The sequence below is a fragment of the Actinoallomurus acanthiterrae genome, assembly GCF_054775715.1.
The window spans coordinates 3,724,560-3,748,823 of sequence record NZ_BAAHCO010000001.1; the positions used below are offsets into that span (position 1 = coordinate 3,724,560).

Annotated in this window: 21 protein-coding genes and 1 pseudogene; 7 read left to right on the forward strand and 15 right to left on the reverse strand. The window is 72.1% G+C overall.

The window, feature by feature from the left end; genetic code table 11:
* Positions 1 to 160: 160 nt before the first annotated feature.
* The 4 genes and pseudogenes from ACYVF7_RS18105 to ACYVF7_RS18120 all read right to left on the reverse strand — a co-directional run.
* A complete protein-coding gene (locus ACYVF7_RS18105) occupies positions 161 to 3,406 on the reverse strand; it encodes a TIM-barrel domain-containing protein (protein WP_460341490.1) in 3,246 nt (1,081 codons plus the stop codon).
* Between the two features lie 75 nt (positions 3,407 to 3,481).
* Positions 3,482 to 4,042, reverse strand: a complete 561-nt coding sequence (locus ACYVF7_RS18110) for a GNAT family N-acetyltransferase (protein WP_460341493.1) — start codon at positions 4,040 to 4,042, stop codon at positions 3,482 to 3,484.
* A 40-nt stretch (positions 4,043 to 4,082) separates the two neighbouring features.
* Positions 4,083 to 4,745, reverse strand: a complete 663-nt coding sequence (locus tag ACYVF7_RS18115) for a LysR family substrate-binding domain-containing protein (protein ID WP_460357980.1) — start codon at positions 4,743 to 4,745, stop codon at positions 4,083 to 4,085.
* A 145-nt stretch (positions 4,746 to 4,890) separates the two neighbouring features.
* Positions 4,891 to 5,022: pseudogene (locus ACYVF7_RS18120) on the reverse strand (LysR family transcriptional regulator); the annotation flags it as partial.
* 140 nt (positions 5,023 to 5,162) lie between these two features.
* On the opposite strand from ACYVF7_RS18120, the gene ACYVF7_RS18125 reads away from it, so the two are divergent.
* Positions 5,163 to 6,047, forward strand: coding sequence for an NAD(P)H-binding protein (locus tag ACYVF7_RS18125; RefSeq protein WP_460341496.1), 885 nt, complete (start codon positions 5,163 to 5,165; stop codon positions 6,045 to 6,047).
* A gap of 40 nt (positions 6,048 to 6,087) precedes the next feature.
* Here the strand turns inward: ACYVF7_RS18125 and ACYVF7_RS18130 are convergent, their stop codons facing one another.
* A complete protein-coding gene (locus tag ACYVF7_RS18130) occupies positions 6,088 to 7,095 on the reverse strand; it encodes an ArsR/SmtB family transcription factor (RefSeq protein ID WP_460341499.1) in 1,008 nt (335 codons plus the stop codon).
* A gap of 434 nt (positions 7,096 to 7,529) precedes the next feature.
* Here ACYVF7_RS18130 and ACYVF7_RS18135 point away from each other — a divergent pair, with 434 nt between their 5' ends.
* Positions 7,530 to 8,519 (forward strand): MFS transporter, encoded by a 990-nt coding sequence (locus tag ACYVF7_RS18135; RefSeq protein ID WP_460341502.1) that lies wholly within the window; start codon positions 7,530 to 7,532, stop codon positions 8,517 to 8,519.
* Between the two features lie 19 nt (positions 8,520 to 8,538).
* On the opposite strand, the gene ACYVF7_RS18140 is transcribed toward ACYVF7_RS18135, so the two are convergent.
* The 4 genes from ACYVF7_RS18140 to ACYVF7_RS18155 form a co-directional block, all read right to left on the reverse strand.
* Entirely contained in the window at positions 8,539 to 9,603 is a 1,065-nt protein-coding gene (locus tag ACYVF7_RS18140) for an alpha/beta hydrolase (RefSeq protein WP_460341505.1), read from the reverse strand.
* 110 nt (positions 9,604 to 9,713) lie between these two features.
* Positions 9,714 to 10,886, reverse strand: a complete 1,173-nt coding sequence (locus ACYVF7_RS18145; RefSeq protein ID WP_460341507.1) for a DUF2332 domain-containing protein — start codon at positions 10,884 to 10,886, stop codon at positions 9,714 to 9,716.
* A gap of 64 nt (positions 10,887 to 10,950) precedes the next feature.
* On the reverse strand, positions 10,951 to 11,553 hold the full coding sequence (locus tag ACYVF7_RS18150) for an ATP-dependent Clp protease proteolytic subunit (RefSeq protein ID WP_460357983.1): 603 nt from the start codon (positions 11,551 to 11,553) through the stop codon (positions 10,951 to 10,953).
* Positions 11,554 to 11,561: 8 nt separating this feature from the next.
* Positions 11,562 to 12,179 (reverse strand): ClpP family protease, encoded by a 618-nt coding sequence (locus ACYVF7_RS18155; protein ID WP_460341510.1) that lies wholly within the window; start codon positions 12,177 to 12,179, stop codon positions 11,562 to 11,564.
* Between the two features lie 127 nt (positions 12,180 to 12,306).
* Between ACYVF7_RS18155 and ACYVF7_RS18160 the strand changes: the two genes are divergently transcribed.
* The 3 genes from ACYVF7_RS18160 to ACYVF7_RS18170 all read left to right on the forward strand — a co-directional run bounded on the left by ACYVF7_RS18160 (position 12,307) and on the right by ACYVF7_RS18170 (position 16,270).
* Positions 12,307 to 12,600: a type II toxin-antitoxin system Phd/YefM family antitoxin gene (locus ACYVF7_RS18160; RefSeq protein WP_460341513.1), complete on the forward strand. Its 294-nt coding sequence runs from the start codon at positions 12,307 to 12,309 to the stop codon at positions 12,598 to 12,600.
* A gap of 143 nt (positions 12,601 to 12,743) precedes the next feature.
* Positions 12,744 to 13,985, forward strand: a complete 1,242-nt coding sequence (locus ACYVF7_RS18165) for a hypothetical protein (protein ID WP_460341516.1) — start codon at positions 12,744 to 12,746, stop codon at positions 13,983 to 13,985.
* Between the two features lie 734 nt (positions 13,986 to 14,719).
* Entirely contained in the window at positions 14,720 to 16,270 is a 1,551-nt protein-coding gene (locus ACYVF7_RS18170) for an AAA family ATPase (RefSeq protein ID WP_460357986.1), read from the forward strand.
* Between the two features lie 87 nt (positions 16,271 to 16,357).
* On the opposite strand, the gene ACYVF7_RS18175 is transcribed toward ACYVF7_RS18170, so the two are convergent.
* The 4 genes from ACYVF7_RS18175 to ACYVF7_RS18190 all read right to left on the reverse strand — a co-directional run bounded on the left by ACYVF7_RS18175 (position 16,358) and on the right by ACYVF7_RS18190 (position 21,880).
* The gene (locus tag ACYVF7_RS18175; RefSeq protein ID WP_460341519.1) at positions 16,358 to 19,486 is read right to left on the reverse strand and encodes an amidohydrolase family protein; all 3,129 of its coding nucleotides are present in this window, start codon (positions 19,484 to 19,486) and stop codon (positions 16,358 to 16,360) included.
* 178 nt (positions 19,487 to 19,664) lie between these two features.
* Positions 19,665 to 19,934, reverse strand: a complete 270-nt coding sequence (locus ACYVF7_RS18180; RefSeq protein ID WP_460341522.1) for a hypothetical protein — start codon at positions 19,932 to 19,934, stop codon at positions 19,665 to 19,667.
* A 63-nt stretch (positions 19,935 to 19,997) separates the two neighbouring features.
* Complete coding sequence (locus tag ACYVF7_RS18185) at positions 19,998 to 21,371, reverse strand: hypothetical protein (protein ID WP_460341524.1); 1,374 nt, start codon at positions 21,369 to 21,371, stop codon at positions 19,998 to 20,000.
* Positions 21,368 to 21,880: a SigE family RNA polymerase sigma factor gene (locus ACYVF7_RS18190; RefSeq protein ID WP_460341527.1), complete on the reverse strand. Its 513-nt coding sequence runs from the start codon at positions 21,878 to 21,880 to the stop codon at positions 21,368 to 21,370. Before ACYVF7_RS18190 ends, ACYVF7_RS18185 begins: the two co-directional genes overlap by 4 nt.
* 126 nt (positions 21,881 to 22,006) lie before the next feature.
* On the opposite strand from ACYVF7_RS18190, the gene ACYVF7_RS18195 reads away from it, so the two are divergent.
* Entirely contained in the window at positions 22,007 to 23,047 is a 1,041-nt protein-coding gene (locus ACYVF7_RS18195) for an LCP family protein (RefSeq protein ID WP_460341530.1), read from the forward strand.
* A 167-nt stretch (positions 23,048 to 23,214) separates the two neighbouring features.
* Positions 23,215 to 23,373, forward strand: coding sequence for a hypothetical protein (locus ACYVF7_RS18200; protein WP_345433267.1), 159 nt, complete (start codon positions 23,215 to 23,217; stop codon positions 23,371 to 23,373).
* Here the strand turns inward: ACYVF7_RS18200 and ACYVF7_RS18205 are convergent, their stop codons facing one another.
* A complete protein-coding gene (locus tag ACYVF7_RS18205; protein WP_460357989.1) occupies positions 23,374 to 23,817 on the reverse strand; it encodes a DUF72 domain-containing protein in 444 nt (147 codons plus the stop codon). It abuts the gene before it with no gap.
* Positions 23,724 to 24,251, reverse strand: coding sequence for a DUF72 domain-containing protein (locus ACYVF7_RS18210; RefSeq protein WP_460341533.1), 528 nt, complete (start codon positions 24,249 to 24,251; stop codon positions 23,724 to 23,726). Before ACYVF7_RS18210 ends, ACYVF7_RS18205 begins: the two co-directional genes overlap by 94 nt.
* Positions 24,252 to 24,264 lie beyond the last annotated feature (13 nt).

Consider the following 24,264-nt stretch of genomic DNA (forward strand, 5'->3'; position numbering starts at 1 on the left):
CTCCTTACGCTGATGCCACACAAACAGCAGAGATCCAATGGGTCAATCGCTGAAAACCTTTGCCTGCTCCGATCGGCTCGTCGACCGGCTGATACATCCGATGTATTGCCGGATCCGGCCGTTGGGTTGACAGGGGCCGAGACAGGTCCTCGGCACCGGATCAGCGGTAGTCGATCGTCGTCGCGGCACCGACCGGCCGGGCGGAGACGGTGACCGTCAGCGTGCGACGGGCGTCGTCGTACGACCAGTTCCCCGCCGGCGCCGGTACGCCGTCGACCCTTACGGCCGCCGGCCGGTCCGCGGCGGAGAAGACGACCGTCCACTGCCGCCGCGCCACCTGCCCGGGGAACCGGCCGCGTGCCGGGGCGATGCGCAGGACGTGCTCGCCGCCGTGCTCGGTGTACCGGAGCGCCGTCGTGGCCGAGGGATGGGAGCCGGCCGACCGCCCGTCGTCCTCGTACAGCGCGAACGAGCCGTCGGCGCCTCCGGCGACGTTCACCGTGACCTTGGTCAGCGGGTTCTGCACGTCGTTGGTCACGTTGTCCGTCCGCGTCGGGAGGATGCCGCCCGCCTTGACGAAGACCGGCATCGAGTTCCAGTCGGTCGTGACGTCCCGGGTGGCGGGGCCGCTGTAGGTCTTCCCGGTGAAGTAGTCGGTCCACTGGCCGGGCGGGAACCACACCGACGTCGTCGCGGTGGCGCCGGGCGAGGTCGCCGGCGCCACCAGCACGTCCGGGCCGTAGAGGTACTCCCGGCCCGCCGCGTCATAGGCGCCCTGCTCGCCGGGGTACTCCAGGTACGTGGCCCGGGCGACCGGCACGCCGGTGTCCGCCGCCTCCTGGGACAGCGTGTAGGTGTACGGGACGAGGTTCTCGCGGAGGTTGAGGAACCGCTCCGCCGCGACGCGGGCCTGCTCGCCGTACTGCCACGGCAGCCGGTCGCCGTGGTTGCTGTGCAGCCGCAGGATCGGCTGGAACGCCGCCAACTGCACCCACCGTACGTAGAGGTCGTCGGCGAGCTTCGGACCGCCGTTGTGCCCGCCGATGTCGTGGCTGATCGCCGACAGGCCGGTGGCGGCCGACTCGCCCGGCGTGTACCCGGTCTCGAACCGCAGCGTCTGCCAGTCCGAGGTGGTGTCGCCGGTGAAGTGCAGCGTGGTGCGCTTGTCCGCCCAGGGACCGGTCGGCACCGCCGCCTGGCCGCTGTAGCCGCCGGCCTGCAGGGACCCGTACGCCCGGGAGAAGGCGAACCCGCGTCCGACGTTCTTCGCGGTGTCGGCGGCGTACCGCAGGTTGATCCACGCGTCGGGCGTCACGCCGGGCGTCGAGACCCGGGAGCCCTCACAGCACCAGTCCAGCCACCAGAAGTCCACGCCCTCCCGCTCCATGCGCTGGTGCAGGTCGAAGTAGGCCGCGAGCTGGTCCGGGTCGCCCCAGTCGAACGTGTGGCAGGTCTGCCCCTGCGGCGCGTTACAGCCGGAGGCTGCCAGCTTCCCCTTGGCCGTGGCCTGCGCCTGCGCGAAACTCGGGTCGCCGCTCATGATGCTCGGGTGGATGTTCAGCGTGGCGTGCAGTCCCTGCGCGTGCTCCCAGGCGAAGAACGCCGCCGCGTCGGGGAACTTGCGCCGGTCGATGCTCCAGCCGTTCCAGGTGCTGGGCCACTTGAAGTCCGTGTCGGTGACCAGGACGTCGAGCGGGACGCCTTCGGAGCGGAACTTCGGCAGGATGGTGTTCTGGTAGTCGGCGGCGGTGAAGTCGTAGTACTCCGAGAACCACACGCCGTACGCCCACCGGGGTAGCAGCATCGACGGTCCGGTCAGCGTCTTGAGGTCGGCGAGCCCACGCTTGTAGTCCTGGCCGTACCCGAAGAGGTAGCCGTCCTGGTACGGCTCGCCGCCGTGGCCGGGCCGCGCGTGGACGGTACGGGTCGCGGTGTCGAACATCGCGGATGAAGTGTCGTCGAGCAGGTACCACCCATCGCGGTAGAGCAGGCCGGGCGTGGTCAGCGCGCCCCCGTCCACGCCGTCGAGGCTGCGCCGGTACCCGCCGAGCGGGCTGTGCGCCGGCAGCACCGGGGACCCGGCCGGGGTGACGGCGACGGTGTCGAGGTTGACGTGACAGCTGTCCGCCGTCGGGCAGCCGATCGCGATCGTGTCGGACCCCTTGGTCAGGGTCACCGGGACGGTGGCCGTCGACCAGGTGTCCCAATCGGCCGTCGGCGGCAGGGACGTCGTCGCGGCCGTGCCGCCGTTCACCGCCGTCGAGACCGTTCTCGGCGTCCCGCCGCCGTTGGCGTACCGGATCTGCAGCGCGTACGGCCCGTCGGCGGGGACGTTCCGCACCGCGATCGTGTCGGACGCGCCGGCCCGCTCCAGCCCGGCGACGAAGGCGTCACCGGAGTGGCCGTTGTGGTCGGCGGCACGCGTCGCGCCACCGCCGAGCGTGCCCCCCTCGGCCTCGCACACGGTCCCGTAGTCGCACGGGACCGATGCCGGTGACGGGTACGGCGCGCCGGACGCCGTGAGCGCCAGGCTGTCGAGGTTCACGTTGCCCGAGTCGTTCGCGCCCCGCGAGACGACGAGCCTGTGCCGCCCGGCGGAGAGCTTCACGGCCGGGACGGAGACGAATCCCCAGGTGTTCCAGTCCGCGGTGGTCGGCATCGTGAGCGTCGTCGCGGCGCCGCCGTCGATCGCGGCGCTCAGCGTACGGGTCGTGTTCTGCCCGTCCCCGCCCACGCTGTTGGCGTACCGCAGCCGCAGGTCGTAGGTGCCGGCGGCTGGCACGTCGAGGGTGTAGGCGAGCGAGCCGCCGACGTCCTGGAACCCAGCGGCGAACCCCGTGCCGGTGTACCCGGTGTGGTCCGAGGCGACGGTCACCCCGCCCTCGAGCAGGGCCTGTTCCGCCTCGCAGAGCGTCCCGGCGGCGCAGCGGGCCGACCCGCGGAAGGCCGGATGCGCGGTCACGGTCTGCGCCCCGGTCCTCAGCCGTACGGACACGTTGTCCGCGGTGAAGGGCCCGGAGCCGACCTTGTACCGCAGGGTCAGCCGGCCGGTGTCGATGGTCAACCAGCCGCCCGCGACCTTCTTGCGGTACGGCGTCCGGCCGAAGCCGTCCCGCCCGACCGCGTTGAACGTCGCGGCGTCGGTGAACACGCCGTCGCCCGCGTACTCCATCCGGATCAACGTCGGCGAGAGCACTTCGAAGCGGGCGTCGCCCGACCGGACCGCCTGCCGGTCGGCCCGCCCTCCCGCCGCGGCCGCGGTCGCGGGCGGCGAACCGGCCACGACCAGGCCGGCCAGCCCGGCCAGCGCGACACCGGCTCTGACCGGCTTCGATCGCGGCCCGGCCCGCCGACCCGGGCGGGGAACAGGGATACCGGCGAGGCGCGTGCGGCGGAGGAGGCTCACGCCTGGACTATGAGCGGGATGATCACATTCGTCAATAGGCGATCAAAACCGATCGCCCGGCCCGGCCGTAAGCGGTCAAAAGCGCGTAGGCAGGTCCGGAGTCCAGTCCGCGCGTTCGAGGACATAAACGCGTACGTCTTCGTCATACGGGCCGATGATGTCGTCGTGGTGGCGCATGCCGATCTTGCGCATGATGTTGCCGGAGCCGTGGTTGGCCGGCTGGTAGCGCGCGGCCAGTCGTGCGGCGCCGTGGTCGGTGAACGCCTCGTCACGGATGGCGGTCGCCGCTTCGGTGGCGAGTCCCTGGCCCCAGTGGCGCGGGTCGACCCACCAGCCGATCTCGATCGCGGGCTCGTCCACACCAGGGAGGGGCTCGCGGAGACGGTTGAGCGCGGCGACGCCGATGACCGACTCGTCCTCGGCCTCGCGGAGGATGATGCCGCGCCAGCCGAAGCCGTGCTCCCGCCAGTGGTCCAGGATTTCACCATGTCGGGTGATGGCGCGCTCGGGGGCCCACGGCCGGCCGTCCCCCAGGAAGCGGGTGATCTGCGGATCGGCACTGAGCCGGCGGAGGTCCTTCTCGAAGCGAGGGTCCCAAGGCGGCAGGGTGAGCCGCTCGGTGGTCAGCGTACGCATCGTCCAACCGTAAACGCCGCCACGGTCGTGCTTCATCTGCTTATTGCCCGACTCCTGCGGTGCTTCCTTCCGCGTCGGTGGCCACCACGGACGCGGCCGCGCGTACGAAGGCGGCGATCGCCGGTGAGCGCGCGTCCTGGGGCCAGGCGACGGCCAGTGTGGCGGGCTCGAGGTCGCTGACCGGCCGGTAGACGATGCCGGGCAGCGGGTACCGGCGCGTCACCCAGGTGGGGAGAAAGCAGACGACGCCGCCCAGCTCGATCAGCCTGAAGATCTGTGTCAGGTCCGAGACCGGCTGCTGGGTCCCGGCCACGAGCTCGGACCGTGCCGCCTGGGGCCGCGTACGGTCGGCGGCGTCGTACGGGCGTGCGGGCCCGTCCTCGCCGGCGGGCGTTCCGTCGGGGAGCCTTCGGCCGGCCAGGTCGGCGAGCCGCAGAGACGATCGGGCGGCGAGCGGATCGGTCGCCGCGAGGACGGCCAGCCGGGGTTGGGTCAGTAGCGGCTCGACGTCCAGCCCGCGGTCGTCGAAGGGGCTGACCAGCAGCGCGACGTCGGCTCGTCCGTCGCGCAGCGCCTGTGCCTGTTCTCCCCGTCCGCCGAGCACCAGCTCCACCGCCGACGCCGCTTCCTCGCGCTGGTAGGTGGCGAGGACCCGCGGCAGCAGCCCGGCGTCGTTGTCGGCCTTGAGCGCGAGTCGCAGCAGCGGGGCGGGCCGGCCTGCGTTCCGGGCCCGCCGCTGCCGCGGTGATCGCGTCGAGTGCGGTCCGGGCGTCCCGCAGGAACACGTCGCCGGCCGCCGTCAGCGTCACCTGACGGGTGGTGCGCTCGAGGAGCCGCACGCCCAGCCGGCGCTCCAGCTCCCGGATCGCGCGGGACAGCGGGGGCTGCGCCATGCCCAGCCGCTGGGCCGCGCGTCCGAAGTGAAGCTCTTCCGCGACCGCGACGAAGTACCGGAGCTCCCGAGCCTCCAGGTCATTCATACTCCCAGGGTATCAATGGTGATCGGATCGGTCCTTCAGGTTCGCGCCCCGGCCGGATTGACTGCTCAGTGCCGTTCGCCGGTCCTCGTCGCCCAGCGCGCTGGACCCGGATGCGAACGCCCACTTCTCCTGGAGGTCTGATGATCGTCATCACCACGCCCACCGGCCAGATCGGCCGGCAGGTCCTCGACAACATCCTGGACACGGAAGAGGCGATCCGCGTGATCGCCCGCGATCCCTCCCGCCTGTCCCCGCGGGTGCGCGAACGCGTCGAGGTGGTGCCGGGGTCGCACAACGACCTCGGCGTCCTCACCGAGGCGTTCGCCGGGGCCGGCAGCGTGTTCTGGGTCGTGCCCCCGGACCCGCGCGCCGACAGCGTCGAGGGGCACACCCTGAGCTTCACCCGGCCGTTGTGCGAGGCCGTGACGAGCAGTGGCGTCCGGCGAGTCGTCGGCGTCTCGACCCTGGGCCGCGGTGTGGTGAAGAACGCCGGGCTCCTGTCGGCGGCACTGGCCATGGACGAGCTGATCGAGGCGACGGGCGTGAGCTACCGGGCCCTGCGGATGCCGGGCTTCATGGAGAACATGCTTCACCAGGTCGAGCCGATCAGGAGCCAGGGCGTCTTCTTCCTCGCGATCTCCGGGGACCGCAGGATCCCGACGTGCGCGACCCGCGACATCGCTGCCGTCGCGGCCGAACTGCTGCTCGACGACTCCTGGACCGGGCAGGACGGCGTGCCCGTACTCGGACCGGAGGACCTGTCCCCTGACGACATGGCGAAGATCATGTCGGAGGTGCTGGACCGGCCGGTCCGCTTCCAGCAGGTCCCCGCCGAGGCGTACCAGGCCACTCTCCTGCGGAATGGAGCGAGCGAGGCCTGGGCCCAGGGAATGGCGGACATGTCCGCCGCGATCGATCGGGGCGCCTACAACGCCGAACCGCGCACCCCACGGTCCACCACTCCCACCGGCTTCCGGCAGTGGTGCGAGGAGGTGCTGAAGCCGGCCGTCTCACAGCGGTCGTGACGGTCACCGTGGCCGGGCCGCGGCACCGCCCCACCAGGCTTCATTCAGGGGGCCGGGCGGCGGTGAGGAGGGTCTCGCCCGCCGAGGTACGGGTGTAGAGGACGTATCGGCCGGTTCGATAGGAGCTGACCAGGCCGGCGGACCGGAGGGCGGTCAGGTGCTGGGAGACGGCGCCGGCGGTCATGCCGGTCCGGTGGGCCAGGTGGGTGGTGGAGGCCGGGCCGTCCAGCTCGGCGAGCAGGCGCGCCTTCGACCGGCCGACGACGGCGGCCAGCCGGCCGGGCGTTCTCGCGTCGCGTCGTTCCCAGAGGGTGGCGATGCCGCGCGGCGGATAGCGCAGCGTCGGTTGCCAGTCCGGGCTCGTGATGGAGAACACGCGGGGCCAGACGAACACGGAGGGCACGAGCAGCAGCCCGCGACCGCGCAGGCTCCTGGCGCCGGAGAAGTGCCGGTGCCCGACGTAGAGGGTCTCTTCGTCCCAGGTCACGCTGGGGTCGAGGTCGTCCAGGAGACGCCGTACGCCACCTTCCGCGAGGATCCTGGCCCGGTGGAGGACGTCGCCCTCTAGCAGCGTCCGCATCCGCGGCCAGTAAGGCGCGAGCGCGACGTCCCAGTACGCCTCGATGGTCCGGACGAGATCCTCCAGACCGGCCACCGGGTCGTCGCGCAGGGCGTCGAGCCTCGGCGATCGGGGCGCGTACGGGCCGTCGAGACCCGCGATGACCCGGTCGGGGGAAGTGGCGCGCAGCGCAGCCAGTTCGAGACCGAGGTCGGGGATGGGGGTGGCCGGAGGCGGCGCGACGAACACCGGGATGCGGCGAGGCGGCGATGGGACCAGATCCGTCAGCAGCCGCCGGTCGAGTCCCGTCGCGGCCAGCCTCGGCCGGACCTCGTCGGCCCAGGGCCGGTAGAGGGGGTGTTCGGCCGGGTTCCTGAGCACCCGGACGCTCGCGATCACCTCCCACAACGGCGAGAGGGCGAACCTGGTGTGCGCGAGGTCGCGGGCGGTGAACGTCAGCTCCAGCAAAATGCCGCCCGTCCCTTCCACGGACTGATCGATTTAGCAAATACTAAATTCGTGGAGACGTCGCCCGCACCGGCGCGATGGTCGGCGCATGACGACGACAGATCCGTTCGCACGGCGGACGGCACCTTCCGGAGCCGCTTCGATCCCGTCGGCGACCCGCTCCCGGACCGCTCCCATCCCGTCGGCGAACGGTTCCGGAGCCGTGGACACCGGCGGCCGGACGGCCGGCTACGAGACCGTCTTCCGCGACGAGGGCTTCCGCCGCCTGTTCGAGGCCGCGGCGGTGAGCAGGCTGGGCACGTCCATCGGCTACCTGGCCGTGCCCCTCACCGCCGTGCTCGCCCTGCACGCCTCACCTGGGCAGGTCGGCCTGCTGGCGACCCTCAGCACGCTGGCCTTCCTCCTCATCGGGCTGCCGCGGCGCCTGGACGGACCGCCTGCGCAAGCGGCCGCTGATGATCGCCGCCGATCTGGCCCGCGCCGCGCTGTACGGTTCGGTGCCGGTCGCGTGGCTCCTCCACGTCCTGACCATGCAGCAGTTGTACGCGGTGGTGCTGGCCGCAGGGGTGTCCACCGTCTTCTTCGAGGTCTCCGCCCAGAGCCACCTGCCGCAGGTGGTCGGCCGTCTGCGGCTCGGGCAGGCCAACGCCCACTTGGTGACGCTGGACGCCGTCACGCAGATCGGCGGGCGCAGCGTGGGCGGCTTCCTGGTCGCCCTGGTCTCCGCGCCGGTCGCGATCGGGATCGACGCGGCCACGTACGTGTGGTCGGCGGCGTGCCTACTGCGCATCCGGTGGCCCGAGCCGCGACCCGACCACGCGGGTCCCAGGGCGCTTCGGCGGGAGATTCGTGAGGGCGTCCGCTTCGTGGCCGGTCACCCGGTGCTGCGGCCCATCGCCCTCGCGGGGGCCTGCACCAACCTCGCGATCCAGCTCTGCCAGACCATGCTGCCCGTCGAGTTCGTCCGCCTCGGCCTGCCGGGCGGCGCCATCGGCCTGTTCTTCGCTCTGAGCGGCGTCGGCGTCCTGCTCGGATCCCTGTCCGCCCGCCCGCTCGCCCGCCGTTTCGGGCCCGGCCGGGTGCTGTGGCTGATGGGCCTGGCCGTCGCGCCGTTCGGGGTCCTCATCGCGCTCGTCGACCGGGGCCCGGCGCTCTGGCTCGCCGCCGGAGCGTGGCTGGTCACGACCTTCAAGGTCGGCATCGACAACGTGATCAAGGTGAGCTTCCGGCAGGCCGTCACGCCGGACCGGCTGCTGGGCCGGATGAACGCCACCATGCGGTTCGTGCTGACCGGCGCGCTGGCGCTCGGGGCGGCCCTGGCCGGTCTGCTGGGCGAGTTCGTCGACGTCCGGGCGGCGCTGTGGGTGGGTGCGGCGCTCTTCGCCACGGTGTGGGTGCCGATGTTCTTCTCACCGCTGCGGACGAGGAACGATCTGCCCGCCTGAATGAGGGAGACCCGCGCCGTCAGGCCGCCTCGTCCAGGATCTCTTCGAAGATCTCGTCGACGGCCTCGGCGAGCTCGTCCAGGGCCTCGTCGGGGGCGTCGACGCGGGAGCGCACGAACCTGGCCGCCTCGGTCATCGCCGCCCCGGCCTCGGGGAGCATCCGGTTGAAGAACTGGAAGACGTGCATCTGGCCGGGCCAGACCTGAAGCTCGCAGGAGGCGCCGGCGTCGGTGAGGGCCTCGGCCAGATGCTCCGCCTCGGCGCGCAGCGCCTCGATGCCGCCGACCTGCACGAGGAACGGCGGCAGGTCGAGACCGGCGAGATCGAGCAGGGACAGACGCGGGTCCGACCAGTCCTCGTCGCCGACGTAGAGCCGGCCGAAGTGCTGGGCCAGTTCGGGGCTGATGAAGGGGTCCCGGCATTCCCGGTCGCCCAGCGCCGACAGCTCACAGGTGAGGTCCACCCAGGGCGAGAACAGCACGACGCCGGCCGGGGACGGCAGGCCGAGTCGGCATGCCTCGCCGACGACGGCCGCGGCCAGGTGACCGCCGGAGGAGTCGCCCACGACCACGATCTTGGAGGACGGGATGCCCTGGTCGAGCAGCCACCGGTACGCGTCGAGGCCGTCCTCGAAGGCGGCGGGGAACGGGTGCTCGGGGGCGAGGCGGTAGTCGGGCACCAGGACGGGCAGTCCGGTGTCGGCCGCGAGCCGGCCGGTGATCGCGCGGTGGGTGCTCGGCGAGCCGGAGGCGAACCCTCCGCCGTGCAGGTACAGGATGGCGCCGTCACCGGGCTCGGCCGGGAGGACCCATTCTCCGGGGAGCAGATCGTTCGACTCGTCCGCCAGGTCGTCCAGCTCGACGATGGTCACGGTCGAGTCGGGGCGCAGCAGGCGGGCGCCGGTGTCGAGCGCGGCGCGCAGCAGGGACAGGGCGTAACGCTCCGGCAGGCGGTCGGCGATCGGCCGGAAGCCGAGGCGCAGGGCGCCCGCCAGGGCCACCGCCGGCTCGAGCCGGTGACGCCCGCGCGGGCCGTCTGCGTCCTGCTGGAGATCACTTCGAACACCACCATCGATCTGGTTCACACCGATGATTGGATCGTGCCTCCGCGAGCAGGCCCCCGGTCAGGACCGATCTACCCGCATGCGTACCTGTCCGGGCGTACGTAGGTAGTGCCGGATTCGAAGCGGCAGTGTCAGCCGGCGTCCGTGCTCGCCGGTAGCCACTGGAAGTCGTCGGCCTCGTCGCGGGCCGGGGCGATCCAGCGGAGGTACGGGTCGGCCATGGCGAGCAGGGCGTCGTCGCGGTCTCCGGTGCCGAGCAGGGCGGCCCCGACGAGGAACAGCGAGTTGCGCCGGCCCACCGGGTCCGCCAGCTCGGCCAGGCCGGGGTCGGCGGTCGCGACGAGGCCTGGGGCCTCCGCGAAGACCCATGCCACCGGCCGGTGCGCGGCGGCCTCCCGGAGCTGGGCGGCGAAGGCCGCCCTGGCGTCGGCGCTGAGGTAGCTGAGCAGCGTGGCGGTGAAGACCACGACGGGTTCCCGCCCCGGCAACTCGCCGATCAGCCGGGCGGTGTCGATGGTCGCGTCGCCCGGGACGACGGTCGCGTCCGCGGTCGAGACGGCGAGGTCGATGGCACCGCGCAGGACCGCGAGGTCGTCGGTGTGCTCGGGCCAGACGAACGCCTCCAGCCAGGCCCGGGCATCGGGATCGGCCAGGTCCACCGGATGCCGGTCGATACCCAGCCGGGACGTGATCTCCGGGACCGGCCCGAAGATCTGGCCCGCGGGAACGCCGCCGCCCCGTACCTCGCAGGCGATCGTCACCGGCGAGGCCGCGGCCGAGGATGTCTCCTGGCCGCCGAGACGGTAGCGGTAGCGGTCCAGGAGCAGGTTCAGGCCCGCGCTGGCGCCGGCCTCGACCAGGGCGAGCGGTCCCGGCAGGCGCCGGGACACGTGATCGAGGCCCAGGCGAAGAGCCACGCAGCGGCGGATCTCGTTGGTCTGGGTGGACCTGCTGCGCAGCAGCGTGCCGAGCTCGTCAGGGTGCCCGGCGCAGAACGCGGCGAAGGCCGGCAGGAGCCCGCCGTCGATCGGCCGCCGGCCGCCGTGGACCGGGTAGTAGTCGGCCAGCGCCGAATCGGGGACTGCGGCCAGGAGCAGGTTCACCGCCGCGAACAGCAGGCTGGGCCGTCGCTGCTCGCTGGGGGTGGACATGAGCAGGTCCAGCAGCCCGTCGTCGCCGGCGACGCCCTCGCTCAGCGCCTCGTACACCGGGGAACGGCCACGGCACTGCGTGGCCGCGAAGAACCGGAACAGCCGCCGGAGCCGCTGAACCTCGACGTGCCGGTCGCCTACTGGGCCTGCCACGGCTCGTACCCTACCGCTCCTGTGGATCTTGTCCGGCCGCACGGACAAGATCCACAGGGCACTCCTAGCCGGGCTTGCGGCTGGTGATGATCTCGTCGATCAGGCCGTACTCCCGGGCGTCCTGCGCGGTGAGGTAGCGGTCCCGCTCGATGTCGGCGCGGACCTGCTCGACCGGGCGGCCGGAGTGCCGGGCCAGGATCGTCTCCATCTGCTCGCGCAGCCGGATGATCTCCCTGGCCTGGATCTCCATGTCGCTGGTCTGGCCGTACCCGCCCTCGGTGCTCGGCTGGTGGATGAGGATGCGGGCGTGGGGCAGTGCGGCGCGCTTGCCGGTGGCTCCGGCGGCGAGCAGCACGGCGGCGGTCGAGGCGGCCTGCCCGATGCAGGTCGTCTCGATCTCCGGCTTGATGAACTGCATCGTGTCGTAGATCGCCGTCATGGCGGTGAGGGAACCGCCGGGGGAGTTGATGTAGAGGCTGATGACCCGGTCCGGGTCCATGCCCTCCAGGGCGACCAGCTGCGCGATGACGTCGTTGGCGAGGGTGTCGTCGATGGGCGCGCCGACGAAGACGATCCGCTCCTCGAACAGCTTGTTGTACGGGTTGCTCTCCTTCATCCCGTACGAGGTGCGCTCGACGTAGGACGGCAGGACGTACCGGCCGGTCATGGGGCTGGTCACGGGGCGACACCTCCGGCCTCGAGCGCGCTGGTGACGACGTGGTCGATGAGACCGTATTCGCGGGCCTCCTCGGCGCTGAAGTAGCGGTCGCGGTCGGCGTCGTGCTCGATCTGCTCGTACGGCCGCCCGGTGTGCTCGGCGATCAGCTGCAGGAACCGGTGCTTCATGTGCACGCTCTGTTCCGCCTGGATGCGGATGTCGGAGGCCGTGCCCCGGATGCCGCCGGACGGCTGGTGCATCATGATCCGCGTGTTGCGCAGGGCGTAGCGCTTGCCGCGGGCGCCCGCGGTGAGCAGGAACTGCCCGGCCGAGGCGGCCATGCCGAGGGCGACCGTCGAGACGTCGTTCGGCAGGTACTTCATCACGTCGTACATGGCGAACATCGCGTCCATCGACCCGCCCGGCGAGTTGATGAAGACCTTGATGTCGCGGTCTCCGTCCTCGGCGGCGAGGAGCAGGAGCTGGGAGCACACGCGGTTGGCCAGGTCGTCGTCGATCTCCGCGCCGATGAAGACGATGCGCTGCCCGAGCAGCCGCTGAAACAGCTGCTCGGAGTGAACGTCCTTGGGCAGCTCGGTCACCCGGGCGCGCGGTTCGAGAGTCGGAAAGTCCATCTGCGCCTCCTCGCTGCCGCGCGTGTCCGCCACGCGCGGCCATGTCCACGTACCGGTGCGCTTCCGCCCACGCTCCGGCGCGTTCTGTACAGAATAGCAAGAACGTACAGAATGCTAGAATTGGCGTATGACACGAGAGGTCCCAGTGACGCAGGCCCGGGCCGAACTCGCGGAGCTCGTCAACCGTGTCGGGTACACCGGCGAGCGGATCGTCCTGACCCGGCACGGCAGACCGCTCGCGGCGCTGGTCCCGGTCGAGGACCTCGAGGCGCTCGAGCGCCGGCCCGCGGAGATCGGCTTCACGCTGCCCCTGCCCGCCGAGGCGGAGCCGGCAGGCCCGGAGCAGCTCGAACGCCCCGCCGGTCCGCTGCGCATCGCGGCGGAGCACCGCGACCCCGGCCGCCCCGGCTGGAAACGCTGACCGGGCGCGGGAGAACCTGGCCCCGGCCAGGGGCCGCCGGCCGGTGACACCGGCCTGGCAGGAGCCGTTCGGCGGGAAACGCCGACCCGGCAGGGCCTGTCGATGGCTGCGACCCCCCTCCGACGGGTCGTAAGGTCTACGTCGTGAGCCCCCCACGCCTACCGGAACACCTCGAACCGCTGCTGACGGAAGAGCCCGTCCTCGACGTGTACGCGCACGGCCCCTGGCGTGTGCCCGACGGGTTGTACGACGAGGTGCGCGAGCGCGCCCGCGCGTTCGACGCCGACGAGCGCGCCAGGGCGCTCACCGGCGGGCTCAGCGACTTCTACGCCCCGAACACCTCCGCGGCGGGCGCGGAGCTGTGGTCGTTGCTGACCTTTCTACTCGGCGCGTCGGCGATCCGCGCGGGTTCCCGCGGCGACGTGGACTACGAGCTGCTGGCGCAGTTCCTGGCCAAGCCCGAGTCGCCTGTGCGCGATCCGATCGCCTGGTTCAGCCAGGGCGGCCGGCTGCGGCCGCCCGGCCTGTGGCTGGTCGAGAACGCCGGGGACGACGTCGAGCTGCGGGAGACGATGTTCGCCCTCGCCCGCGAGTCCCTCGACGTGTTCGCCGGCATCACGCCGCTGGACGACCGCCGCCGGGCCCTGATCGCGATCTTCGACCGGCACGCGGAGGACCCCGAGCTGCGGGCGCGCGACCTGACGACGCCGCACGGCGACCTGGAGCGGGCGTGGGCGGCCGACCTGTCGGACGATGCCCTGTCCGTGCTGCCCGAGCTGGCGGGCCCTACGGCGTACCTCGCGTGGGCGTGCTCCGGCTGGATCGCCGCGCACGAGCGCCTGCTCGCGGCGGCTCCCGGCGGAGATCCCCTCGTCACCGCGCTGGCCCGGCTGCTGCTGCAGGCCGATGTGTCCGCCGCGCCCGCCGACCTCGCCTTCGCCGTCGGCGTCGAGCGCTACGAGAGCGTGCAGGAGCGCTTCCAGCACCTGCGCGAGGGCTTCCGTGCCGAGTCGTGGCAGGCGGAGGTGCGCTCCTGGCTGGCCCGCGGCCTCGTCGCGGGTGAGGCGGACGCCTGCCGGGCCTGGCTGGACATGGCACTGCGGATCACCGGGTGCGCGCAGGGGCTGCCCGACAGCGCGGTCAGCCCCAGAGCCGGCTGCCGGTCCGCGGGTTCCAGACGGACCTGCGCCGCCTGTTCCGCGCCCGTACGGTCGTCAACCCGCTCACCGCCGCGTTCGCCGGCACGCCGCCCGCGGAGGAGGCGCGCACCGCCCAGGTGGCGGAGGAGGCCGGCGCCGACCTCGTCGGCCAGCCCGAACTTGCCACCGCGCTCGCCGACGTCCTGCGCACCGGCACGTCCCCACGGCCGGTTCGCGTCCTGTTGAGCGGGCCGGAGGCGACGGGGAAGGGCACGGCCGTCCGCCTGATCGAGCAGCGACTCATCGAGCGCGGGGACGTCCGCGAGGCCATCTGGGTCTCCGACCAGGTGTTCGCCAACCTCCACGTCAGCGACACGATCCTCTACCTCCTCGCCCGCGTCCGCGAGTGCCTCGAGGGACGGCTGCTCGTCATCGAGGGGCTGGACCGCATCCTCGCCCTGGAGCACTGCGGCACCGCGTTCGCCGAGGAGCTGCGCCGCGTCCTCGAACGCCACCAGAAGCTCCACGTCGTCGCGGCGTGCCGGACCGGCGGCGACGGGCGGATCTTCGACGCGAACCCGGCCTTGCACCAGCACTTCCGGGTCGCCCGCACGCGTGAGTTCGGCGAGGACGACTACACCGAGCTGTTCCGGCGCGCCGTCGCCCGGCGCGGCCTGACCGCCGCGCGGGAGACCGCCGCCAACGCGGGGCTCCTGCTCTCCCGCACCCCGCCGCTGCTGAACCTGCGCGGCGCGCGCCTCGTGGAGTACCTCGCCGAGCAGTGCGTGACCGCGGTCACCGCGCGCGGGGAGACGGAGGTCGCCGTCGCGGACCTGCCGCAGCGGGTGATCCCCGGCGGAGCGGCCGACGCCGACCCGATGGCCGAGCTCGACGCGTGCGTCGGCCTGAAGTCGGTGAAGAACGAGGTGCGCCTGCTCGTCGCCGAGGCGGAGGCGGCCCGGATGCGCCGCGAGGCGGGCATGCCGGTCGCCGCCCGGCCACGGCACCTGGTCTTCACCGGCAACTCCGGCACCGGCAAGTCCAAGGTGGCGCGGATCCTCGGCCGGATCTACGCCGACCTCGGCGTCCTGTCGTCGGGGCACCTGGTCGAGGTCGACCGCTCCGACCTCGTCGGCGAGTACGTCAGCGAGAGCGGTCCCCGCGTCCGCCGCGCGGTCGAGCGGGCGCACGGCGGCGTCCTGGCCATCAACGACGCGCACAACCTCATGCCGGGCGAGTCACCGCGTAACCGCGAGGCGATGGACGTCCTGCTCGCGTGCGTGCAGTCCCACCCGGACGACCTCATCGTCGTCCTGTGCGGCCCCGACGGTGCGATGAACGGCCTGCTCAAGAGCGACTCGGAGCTGGCGGCGTTCTTCCCCAAGCAGCTGCGGTTCCCCGACCTCACCGAGGACGAGCTCATCGAGATCTTCCAGGCGAAGGCCGCCGACGCGGGCTTCGCGCTGCGCGAGGGCGTGCTCGACAAGGTCCGCGACCTCGTCCACGCCGGGGCCCGCGACCGGGCCGCAGGGAACGCCCGTCTGATGATCAACCTGCTGGACCGCGCCGTCGCCATGCAGTCCCGGCGCGTCCTCGACGACGGGGTGCTCACCGACGACGAGTCCCTCGACGAGATCTTCGCCGAGGACATCCCCGGCACGCTGGCCGCCGGCGGGCACATCGACCTGCCGGGCGACCCGCTCGCCGAGATCGAACGGCTCATCGGCCTGGACGCCGTCAAGCAGGAGGTGCGCCTGCTCGTCGCGGAGGCCAAGGCCGAGCAGCTCCGCCGCGACGCCGGCATCCCGATTGCCTCGCCCACCCGGCACATGGTCTTCACCGGCAACCCGGGAACGGCCAAGACCACGATGGCCCGCCTCCTGGCCGCCGTGTACGCCAAGCTGGGACTCCTGTCGTCCGGGCACCTGGTCGAGGTGTCCCGCCCCGACCTCGTCGGCGAGTACGTCGGGCAGACCGCGCCGAAGGTCCGCGCGGCGGTGGAGCGGGCGCTGGGCGGCGTGCTGTTCATCGACGAGGCGTACGCCCTGACGCCCGCCGACTCGGGCCGCGACTACGGCCACGAGGCGATCGCCGAGCTGCTCAAGCTGATGGAGGAGCACCGCGCCGACATCGTCGTCATCGTCGCCGGGTACGAAGGGCCGATGCTGCGGTTCCTGGAGTTCAACCCGGGCCTGGCGTCACGGTTCCCGACGGTCCTGCGCTTCCCCGACTACACCGACGACGAGCTCGTCGCGATCTTCGAGGTGATGGCGGCCGACGCGGGCTTCCGGGTGGCCGAGGGCGTGCTCGACGCCGTACGCTCCCGGCTGCGCACGGCGGCCCGCGGCGAGTCGTTCGGCAACGCCCGGCTCATGCGCAACCTCCTCGACCGGGCGATCGCCCTGCAGGCGCAGCGCATCACCGGCCAGGGGGTCACGGACCGCGAGGAGATCCGCCTGCTCCGCCCGGAGGACCTCCCGGAGACCGACGCCCCCAGCGACCGCGACGAACGCCTCGGGCACTACCTGTGACCGGCATGCCGGCGCCCGCTTGCGGGCGGGCGCCGGGGCCCCGGCGCAGCGTCGGGGGCCGGGCCTGCCGCCGCGCCGGGGGCTGAGTCAGGAGTCCACGCAGCAGGACCGCTTGCTCTCCTCGAGATAGTGCGGGTCGTGCCACCAGTACCGCCGGTTGGACGGATGGTCCGGGACGGGCGGCAGCATCCGCCCGGCGGGTGCGGCCGCGGCCGTCGCGGAGGTGGCGAACGGGGCGAGCAGTTCGTCCACGGTGTGCGCCTCGCCGTTGACCATCACCTGCCGGACGTCGGCTGCCTGGGTGATGTCCGTCAGGGGGTCGCCGCCCAGGAACGTGAGGTCGGCGTACATCCCCGGTTTGATCTGTCCGAGGGGTTCGCCGAGGACCTCGCCGGGCACCCGCGTCGCGGTGGTCAGCGCCTCGTACGGGGTGAGGCCGTACTTCACCATGGCCCGGAGGTTCATGTGGGTGCTGACCGCCATGTTGGCGATGGGGGAGTCCGTGCCCGTGATGACCCGCCCGCCGCCCCGGACCATGGCGGCGACCTGCGCGACCTGACGGGCGAGGTTCTGCAGGTTGACGGTCTGGTCGGTGGTCTTGGCCGTCGTCACCGCCGCCTGCAGCGCGGCGTACTCCCACGCCGGGTAGAGCGTCTTCACCCGCCGGTCCGTGACGAGCGAGGTGTCGTCCCGGAAGAGCGCCGAGGCCGCGAACAGCGTCGGCGTCCGGGCCGCGCCCGACGCGTTGAAGATGTCGATGACGTCGGCGTATCCGGTGCCGAGCGCGGTCACCGTGCGGGAGTATCCCAGCCGGTTGGTGGCGCCGATGTGCTCCATGCCGTCGCCGCCGAAGGCGAACGCCGGGTAGTGGTAGTGCGAGGTGGCGGGGACGCCGTGCCGGTGCGCCCACTCGATCACCGTCCGCTGCCATTCGGCGGGCAGCCGCACGTACGCCTTCATGAGGTCGTAGTCGAGCGCGCCGGCGCGCTCGAGTTCGAGGGCGAGCTGGTGGGTGTCGAAGGTCGGGCGCATGAAGTTGTAGAAGATGCGCGGCCCGTCGACCGCCTCGCCAGTGGCGAAGTACCGGGGTGCGACGCGGACGCCGGACTGGAAGGACTCGCGCGCCTCGACCATGTGGTACGCCGGGCTGCCCGGCGAGCGGGTCGTCGTGACGCCCAGCGAGAGCCAGAGCCGGCCCTGGCGGTCACCGTAGGCGTAGCCCTGCATCTCCCGGTGGTTGTGCATGTCGACCAGCCCGGGGATGACCACGGAGTCCCCGGCGTCGAGGATCCGGTCGCCCTGGCCGTGCCCGCGTGACTCGACGGCGACGATGCGGTGGCCCTCGACCACGATGTCCACGTCGCTGCGCAACCGCCGCGCGCTGCCGTCCCACATCCGCCGCGCGCGTACGACCGTGCGGCCCCGTGGCCGCGTGTTCGTCCAGGTCAGCGGGGCCGGGACCGTACGGGTGCGGTGGCCGTCGGCGGAGACGATTCGCAGGCGGCCGTTGCTCAGGTACAGCAGTTCGGAGGAGTCGCCGCTCCAGCTGACGGCGTCGGTGACCTCGTCGGTCACCTGCCGGGGCGTCCCCGACGGCGTGCCGTCGGCGTGGACGTCGACCACCCACAGCACGCTGGCCACGACGAACGCCATCTTCGTGCCGTCCGGCGACCACACCGGTCCGTCGTCGCCGCGCGTCTGGATCGAGCGCCCGGGCAGCGGGTCGACGTACGTGCCGGCCCCGGTACGGCGGTCGACGAGGAGGATCTTGCTCAGGCCCTCGCGGTACCGGGCCGAGTACGGCTTGATCGCCGCCAGGGCGATGACGTTCCCGTCGGCGGACCAGGTCGGGCGGCCCGGCTCGAACGTCGCCGAGTAGACGCGCTGCACGTCCCCGGACGCCACCGCGACCGTGTACAGCGCCCCGGTCTGGTCGAGGAACGCGAGGTGCGTCCCGTCGTGGGACCAGGTGCCCGAGACCGCCGCCGCTCCCGGCAGGTTCGTGAGCCGGCGGTCCTGCCCGGTGTGCAGGTCCCGGATCCAGATGTCGAGCTTGCCGCCCCGGTCCGTCGAGTAGGACAGGTAGCGGCCGTCAGGCGACCAGGCGGGGTCGCACTTCCACCAGTGGTCGCGGGTGAGCGGCCGTGGCGCCTGACCGATCTTCATCGTGTAGATGTCGTTCAGCGCCCGGAACGCGATCTGCCCACCGTCGGGCGACAGCACCGGGCTGCCGATGCCCACGACGGGTTTCGGCGCGGTGGAGTCGAAGTCGCGCCGGCGCCTGCGGTACGACGGGCCGGCGACCGTGACCGGCGCGGTGAAGGCGATGTCGCGCGCCCGCCCGCCGTCGAGGGACCGGCGGCGGATCCCGCCGTCCGCCGTGTAGACGAACTCCTTCGCCGAGGTCCACGACACCCGGAAGGGAAAGACCTCTTCACCGGTCACCAGCGCGTGGCCCGACCGCCACAGCTCGCTGCGGCCGTCCGCGATGAGGGTGTACACGATGTCCGCGCCGTCGGGCGTCCATGCCGGGCCGTGGATCACCTGGCCCGCCGGCACCGTCACGGCCGTACGGCGCGCGCCGGTCGCCACCTCGACGACGTCGATACGGGTGTTCGCGACGACGAACGCGATGCGGGCGCCGTCCGGCGACCACGCCGGTTCGTACTCCTCGTCCGCCGTGTCGGTCACGTGGCTGACGGCCCCGGTGTCGAGCCGAAGCGTGTGGATGCCGTAGCTGCCGGACAGGTCCGAGGAGAACGCGATCCGGGTGCCGTCGGGGGAGAACCGCGGCTCACGGTGGTCGTACGGCCCCTCGGTCAGCCGGTGCGGGCTCGACCCGTCGGCGTCGATCACCCAGATCTCGAAGACGCCGTTGCGGTAGGACTGAAAGGTGAGCCGCCGCCCGTCCGGCGACCACTCCGGCTGCGCGATGTCCATCAGGTCGTCGGTCAGTCGGCGCGCGGGGCCGCCGGCCACCGGAACGGTCCACAGCACGCCGACGAGGTCGATCGCGACGGTCCGTCCGTCGGGCGACACCTGCGCGGCCAGATCCGTGCCCTCCCGCAGCCGCACCCCACGGCCCGTCGGCTCCGCTTCGGGCACCCGGGGCGCGGTGGCGCCCTCCGCCGGGGCCGCGACGTTCACCCCGATGCCCGCGATCGCCGCGGCACCGGCCGCGCCCGTCAGGAGATCCCGCCGTCCGATGCCCGCCATGGGGCTCCCATCCCGGGCAGCCGCCTGCCCGAACGCCGCCGTCCGGGCGCGCCGCATCACACGCACCGGCCGCTGGGGTCACTCTTCCGCCGTCGCGTCACTCAGGTTCGTCAAGGACGCTAATCGCGCGGACGATCACGCGCAGCCGGTGTGTCCGGATTCGGCCAGAGGGCGGGGCTCAGGCGCCAGGCCGACGGAGGTAGTCGAGATAGAGGGGACGCAGCGCCTCGGCGACGTCGCTGTCACCCGAGTGGACCAGCTCGTTGAGCATCGCCGACAGATGGGAGATGTCGGCCTCCGCCTGGTCCAGGTGCCCCGAGGCCGCCTCGGCGGCGGGAATCGACTTCAGCAGCCGCCACAGGAACCCGACGTCGACATGGCGCACCGCGCGCTCGACGGCCCGGTCGTGCAGCTCCTTGGACGACAGCGTCTCCAGCTCCTCCACCATGCCCCTATTCGACCACGCCCCGCCGCCGCCCGCCCCGCCGGTCTCCGGCGGGGCGGGCGACGGTCACCATTTCACGTCGCGGCCGAGCGCGGTCTCCAGTTTCGGAAGGTCGAGGCGGCCACGGGCGACGATCCTGCCCTTGTCGTCGAGCACGTGGTACTCGCAGGTGCGCAACCGGTCCGCCGCGATCCCCACCTCGAACGTCGCGAGCCCGGTGGCGTCGGTCCGCCCCGCCGTCAGCATCGTGCCGTCGCTCCACAGCTCCACGCGCGCCCCCGACCTGCCCGGGACGTACACCGCGCCGATCGCGTGCTCCTGGTCGCCGGGGAAAGCCTGGGGAGTCGTCGCGGTCCAGCCGATGGGCCGCTGGGCGTCGGCGGCGTCGCCCATCCGTACCGCGTACCGGTCCGTGGTGCTGCTGCCGCCCTTCTCGGTGTAGGTGTTCTGGACGACCCGGATCTCGGGTCCGGAGGGGAGTCGTACGGTCGCGACCAGGGCGTCGACGCCGTTGGGGAGCCGGGCCCCCCACCACAACCGGTAGCCGAGCCGGTCGCCGGGCAGCCCGAAGTAGCCGGCCGTGCCGTCCAGGAGCCCGCGGGCCTGCTCCGTGTCGACGTGACCGGTCGCCCGGGCGGCGGCCTTGCCGACCGCGGGCCAGTAGCCCGGGGCGTTCTCCGCGGTCATGGTGTACGGCACGTCCTGCGCGTCGCCGTACCGGCCGTCGATGCGGAACTTGACGCTGACCTGCGCGGGCTGCGCGCCGGGGACGTCGGTGAGCACGGCACCCTGGTCGGCCGGGATCGTGCGCACGACGCGGTACGGGGTGCCGTCCTTGTGGCGTGCGATGGCCGGGGACACCTTGACCTCCGTCATGGTCGGCGGGCCGAGGATCAGGAGCGGGCCGGTACCGCCCGCGAACCAGATGATCGGCTCCGGGTCCAGGGGCACGCTGTCGTCGGCGAAGAGGTTGTCCTCCTTCAGCGCGCGTGGCGCTGCTCCGGACGGGCCGTACAGCACGTCGCCCCGCGCCGACCGCCCGCGTACGGTGACGACCACGGCGATACGGCGCCGTCCGTCGTCCTGCGCGTAGAGAACGTGCACCATGTCGCCGTGAGGGTGACGGCGCAGCGCGTCCTCGCGCAGCGCTCCCAGGAACGCCTTGTCGCCGGCGAGCGAGCCGCGCAGCGGCCAGCGCAGGGCGTCGCCGTGCCGTGCCGACATCGCGCCGACGCGGCCGCCCAGGTGGTCCAGCCCCGCGGGCACGCCGACCGCCAGGACCGCGCTCACCGCCAGGGCCCCGGCGACGACGGCCCGGCGGCGCCGGCGGGCGCGGACGATGCGGCGCGCGGTGGCCGGATAGGGGTCGGGGACGGTGGGGACGCTCTCGGCCCGGGCCGAGAAGGTCGCCCGCAGCTCGTCTTCCAGGTTCGGGCTCATCGGTCCCTCCGGGCGGTCTCGGGTTCGCGCTTCAACGCGACGCGCAGCCGGTCCAGGCCGCGCGAGGTCTGGCTCTTCACGGTGCCGAGCGAGCAGTCCAGGACACGGGCCACCTCCGCCTCCGGCAGGTCCTCGAAGTAGCGAAGGACGAGGATGGAGCGCATCCGCGGCGGCAGGGTCAGGACCGCCGACCACAGCTCGTCCCGCACGTCGTAGGCGGCGTGCGGATCGGCCGCGGGCGGCTCCGGCAGGACGTCCGTCACCTGCTCGGTGACTCTCTTCTTGCGCCATCGGCTGTTGTTGAGGTTGACCAGGATGCGCCGTACGTAGACCTCGGGGGCGTCCGACCGACGGATGCGCGTCCAGTGCCGGTGCGCCCATACGAGGGCCGTCTGCACCAGATCCTCGGCCTGCCCGTGGTCGCCCGTCAGGAGGTACGCCGTCCGCAGGAGGGCGTGCCACCGCGCGGTGACGAACTCCCGGAACTGCTCTTCGGCTTCCGCGTTCACACCACTTCCGACCGCGTGGGGAGGCGGAAAGGTTGAATCACACTCCGGAGAATGATGATCCGAATCGGGTGAATCATCCGCAAAGGTGACGCGAGCAGTGCTTTCTTGCCCCTACGGTAGGTGACCATGAGTAATCAGCCGGAGTACGGACGGGTGGGCGCGCCAGCGTACGCCGACGGGCCGGGATCGTACGACCACGACGTGGCGCCACGGCGGCGGCGGCCCCGCTGGGGGCGGCGCCTGCTGATCGCCTTCCTCGTCCTCCTGCTGCTGCTCGTGGGCGCCTACTTCTACCTGGACTCGCGGCTGCACCGCATCGACGTCTTCGAGGACTACGCCGGGCGACCGGGCGACACGCCGGGGACCAACTGGCTGATCGTCGGCTCCGACAGCCGCGAGGGCCTGTCGGCGTCGCAGCGTAGCGACTTCAAGACCGGCAGGGCTGCGGGCCGCCGGACCGACACGATGATGCTGCTGCACATCGGTGACCACGGCCAGACGCTGGTCAGCCTGCCCCGCGACTCGTACGTCCCGATCCCCGGCCACGGCTCGAACAAGCTCAACGCCGCCTTCGCCTTCGGCGGCCCGAAGCTGCTCGTCCGCACCGTCGAGCAGGCGACGAAGATTCACATCGACCACTACGCGGAGATCGGCTTCGCCGGGTTCGTCGGCATGACCGACGCGGTCGGCGGCGTGAAGATGTGCATCCCCGAGGAGATGAAGGACCACAAGGCGGGCATCGACCTCAAACCGGGCTGCCAGACGCTCAAGGGCGGTCAGGCCCTCGGCTTCGTCCGCAGCCGCGCCTTCGCCCGCGCCGACCTGCAGCGGGTCGAGAACCAGCGGAAGTTCCTCGGTGCGCTGGTGCACAAGGCCACCAGCCCCGGCGTGCTGCTGAACCCCTTCCGGCTCATCCCGTTCGCGCTGCGCTCCACGGACAACTTCGCGATCGACCAGGACGACCACCTGTACAACCTGGTGGGCTTCGCCTGGGCGATGCGCGGCATCACCGGCGGCGACGGCCTGACCACGACGGTCCCGGTCGGCGGCACCGGCTCGGCGCCCGGCGTCGGGGAGTACATCACCTGGGACACCCAGCGCGCCGGGACGCTCTTCCGCGACCTGCGCGAGGACCAGCCCGTCCCGCGGAGCTTCGGCACCCGCTGAGCTCGCCGGGAGCCCGGACCCGGGCTCCCGGCTCACCTCCTGCCGCCGCAGCCCCTTCGGAAACTTTTGCCGTTTCAGGTCACCGCTTTGCGGGGAGTCCCTGCTGGCCGTCCCCATAACTGGGAAGTTACTCCATGTATCTCACGCGATACGGGGAGTGACTCGCGATGAAGAAGACCTTGAAATGGGGGGGACTGGCGTTCCTGGCGTTCTACCTGATCAGCCGCCCGCACAACGCGGCGAACGTCGTGCACGGAGCACTGACCGGCGTCAGCGGCGCGGCGAACTCGCTGTCGACCTTCGTCAGCGACCTGCCGAACAAGTAGTCACGCGGACGGGGCGAGCAGCGCGGCCAACTGGGCCGCGTTGCGCTGTGCGTAGTCTCGGTAGCAGTTGTTCAGAAGCACGTGCGTCGTGTCGGCGTCCTCGGCGAGCCGCCGCAGCCGGGGCGCCCACTCCTTCAGCTCCCGTTCCTCGTACAGGTAGCCGAACCGCTCATAGATGTTCTTGCTGGTCCACTTGTCGGAGTGGCCGTGGAACCGCACGACCGCCAGGCCGGACGTCGCGGCCAGCACCGGCGGGATCGAGCTCGCGTGCCCCTGCGGCATGTCCACGCTGACGTACGGCACGTCGTACCTGCGCAGGAAGTCCAGGGTCTCCTCGCGGTTGCCCTCGCTCATCCAGGTGTGGTTCCGGAACTCCACGCAGACGCGCATCGGCTCGCACCGCCGTTTCGCCTGCAGGATGTACTCCTTGTTCGCCCGCCCGATCGGGAACCACTGCGGGAACTGGAACAGCAGGGCGCCGAGCGGCCCGCCTCGTGCAGCGGCCACAGCGACTCGAGGAACCGCCGCCAGACCTCCTCCGCGACGTCGTCCGGGACGTCCCGCAGGTACAGCGTCTTCTTGTCCGGCACCCGCTCCCGCAGCTCCTTGTACAGCGCGGTCGGCCGGGTGGGGTGCTGGGTGAGCAGGGAGAACGCCTTGACGTTGAACGTGAAGCCCGGCGGGGTGCGGTCACGCCAGTAGCCGACGGTCCGCTCGGCGGGCGGGGCGTAGTACGTCGAGTCGACCTCGACCAGCGGAAATCGCGACGCGTAGAACTTCAGGCGTTCCTCGGCGGTCCTGACGTCCGGCGGGTACCAGTCCGTCTCGAGCAGGGTCTTGTCCGTCCACGACGCGGTGCCGACCAGGATGTCGCCCATGGCTCCACACTAG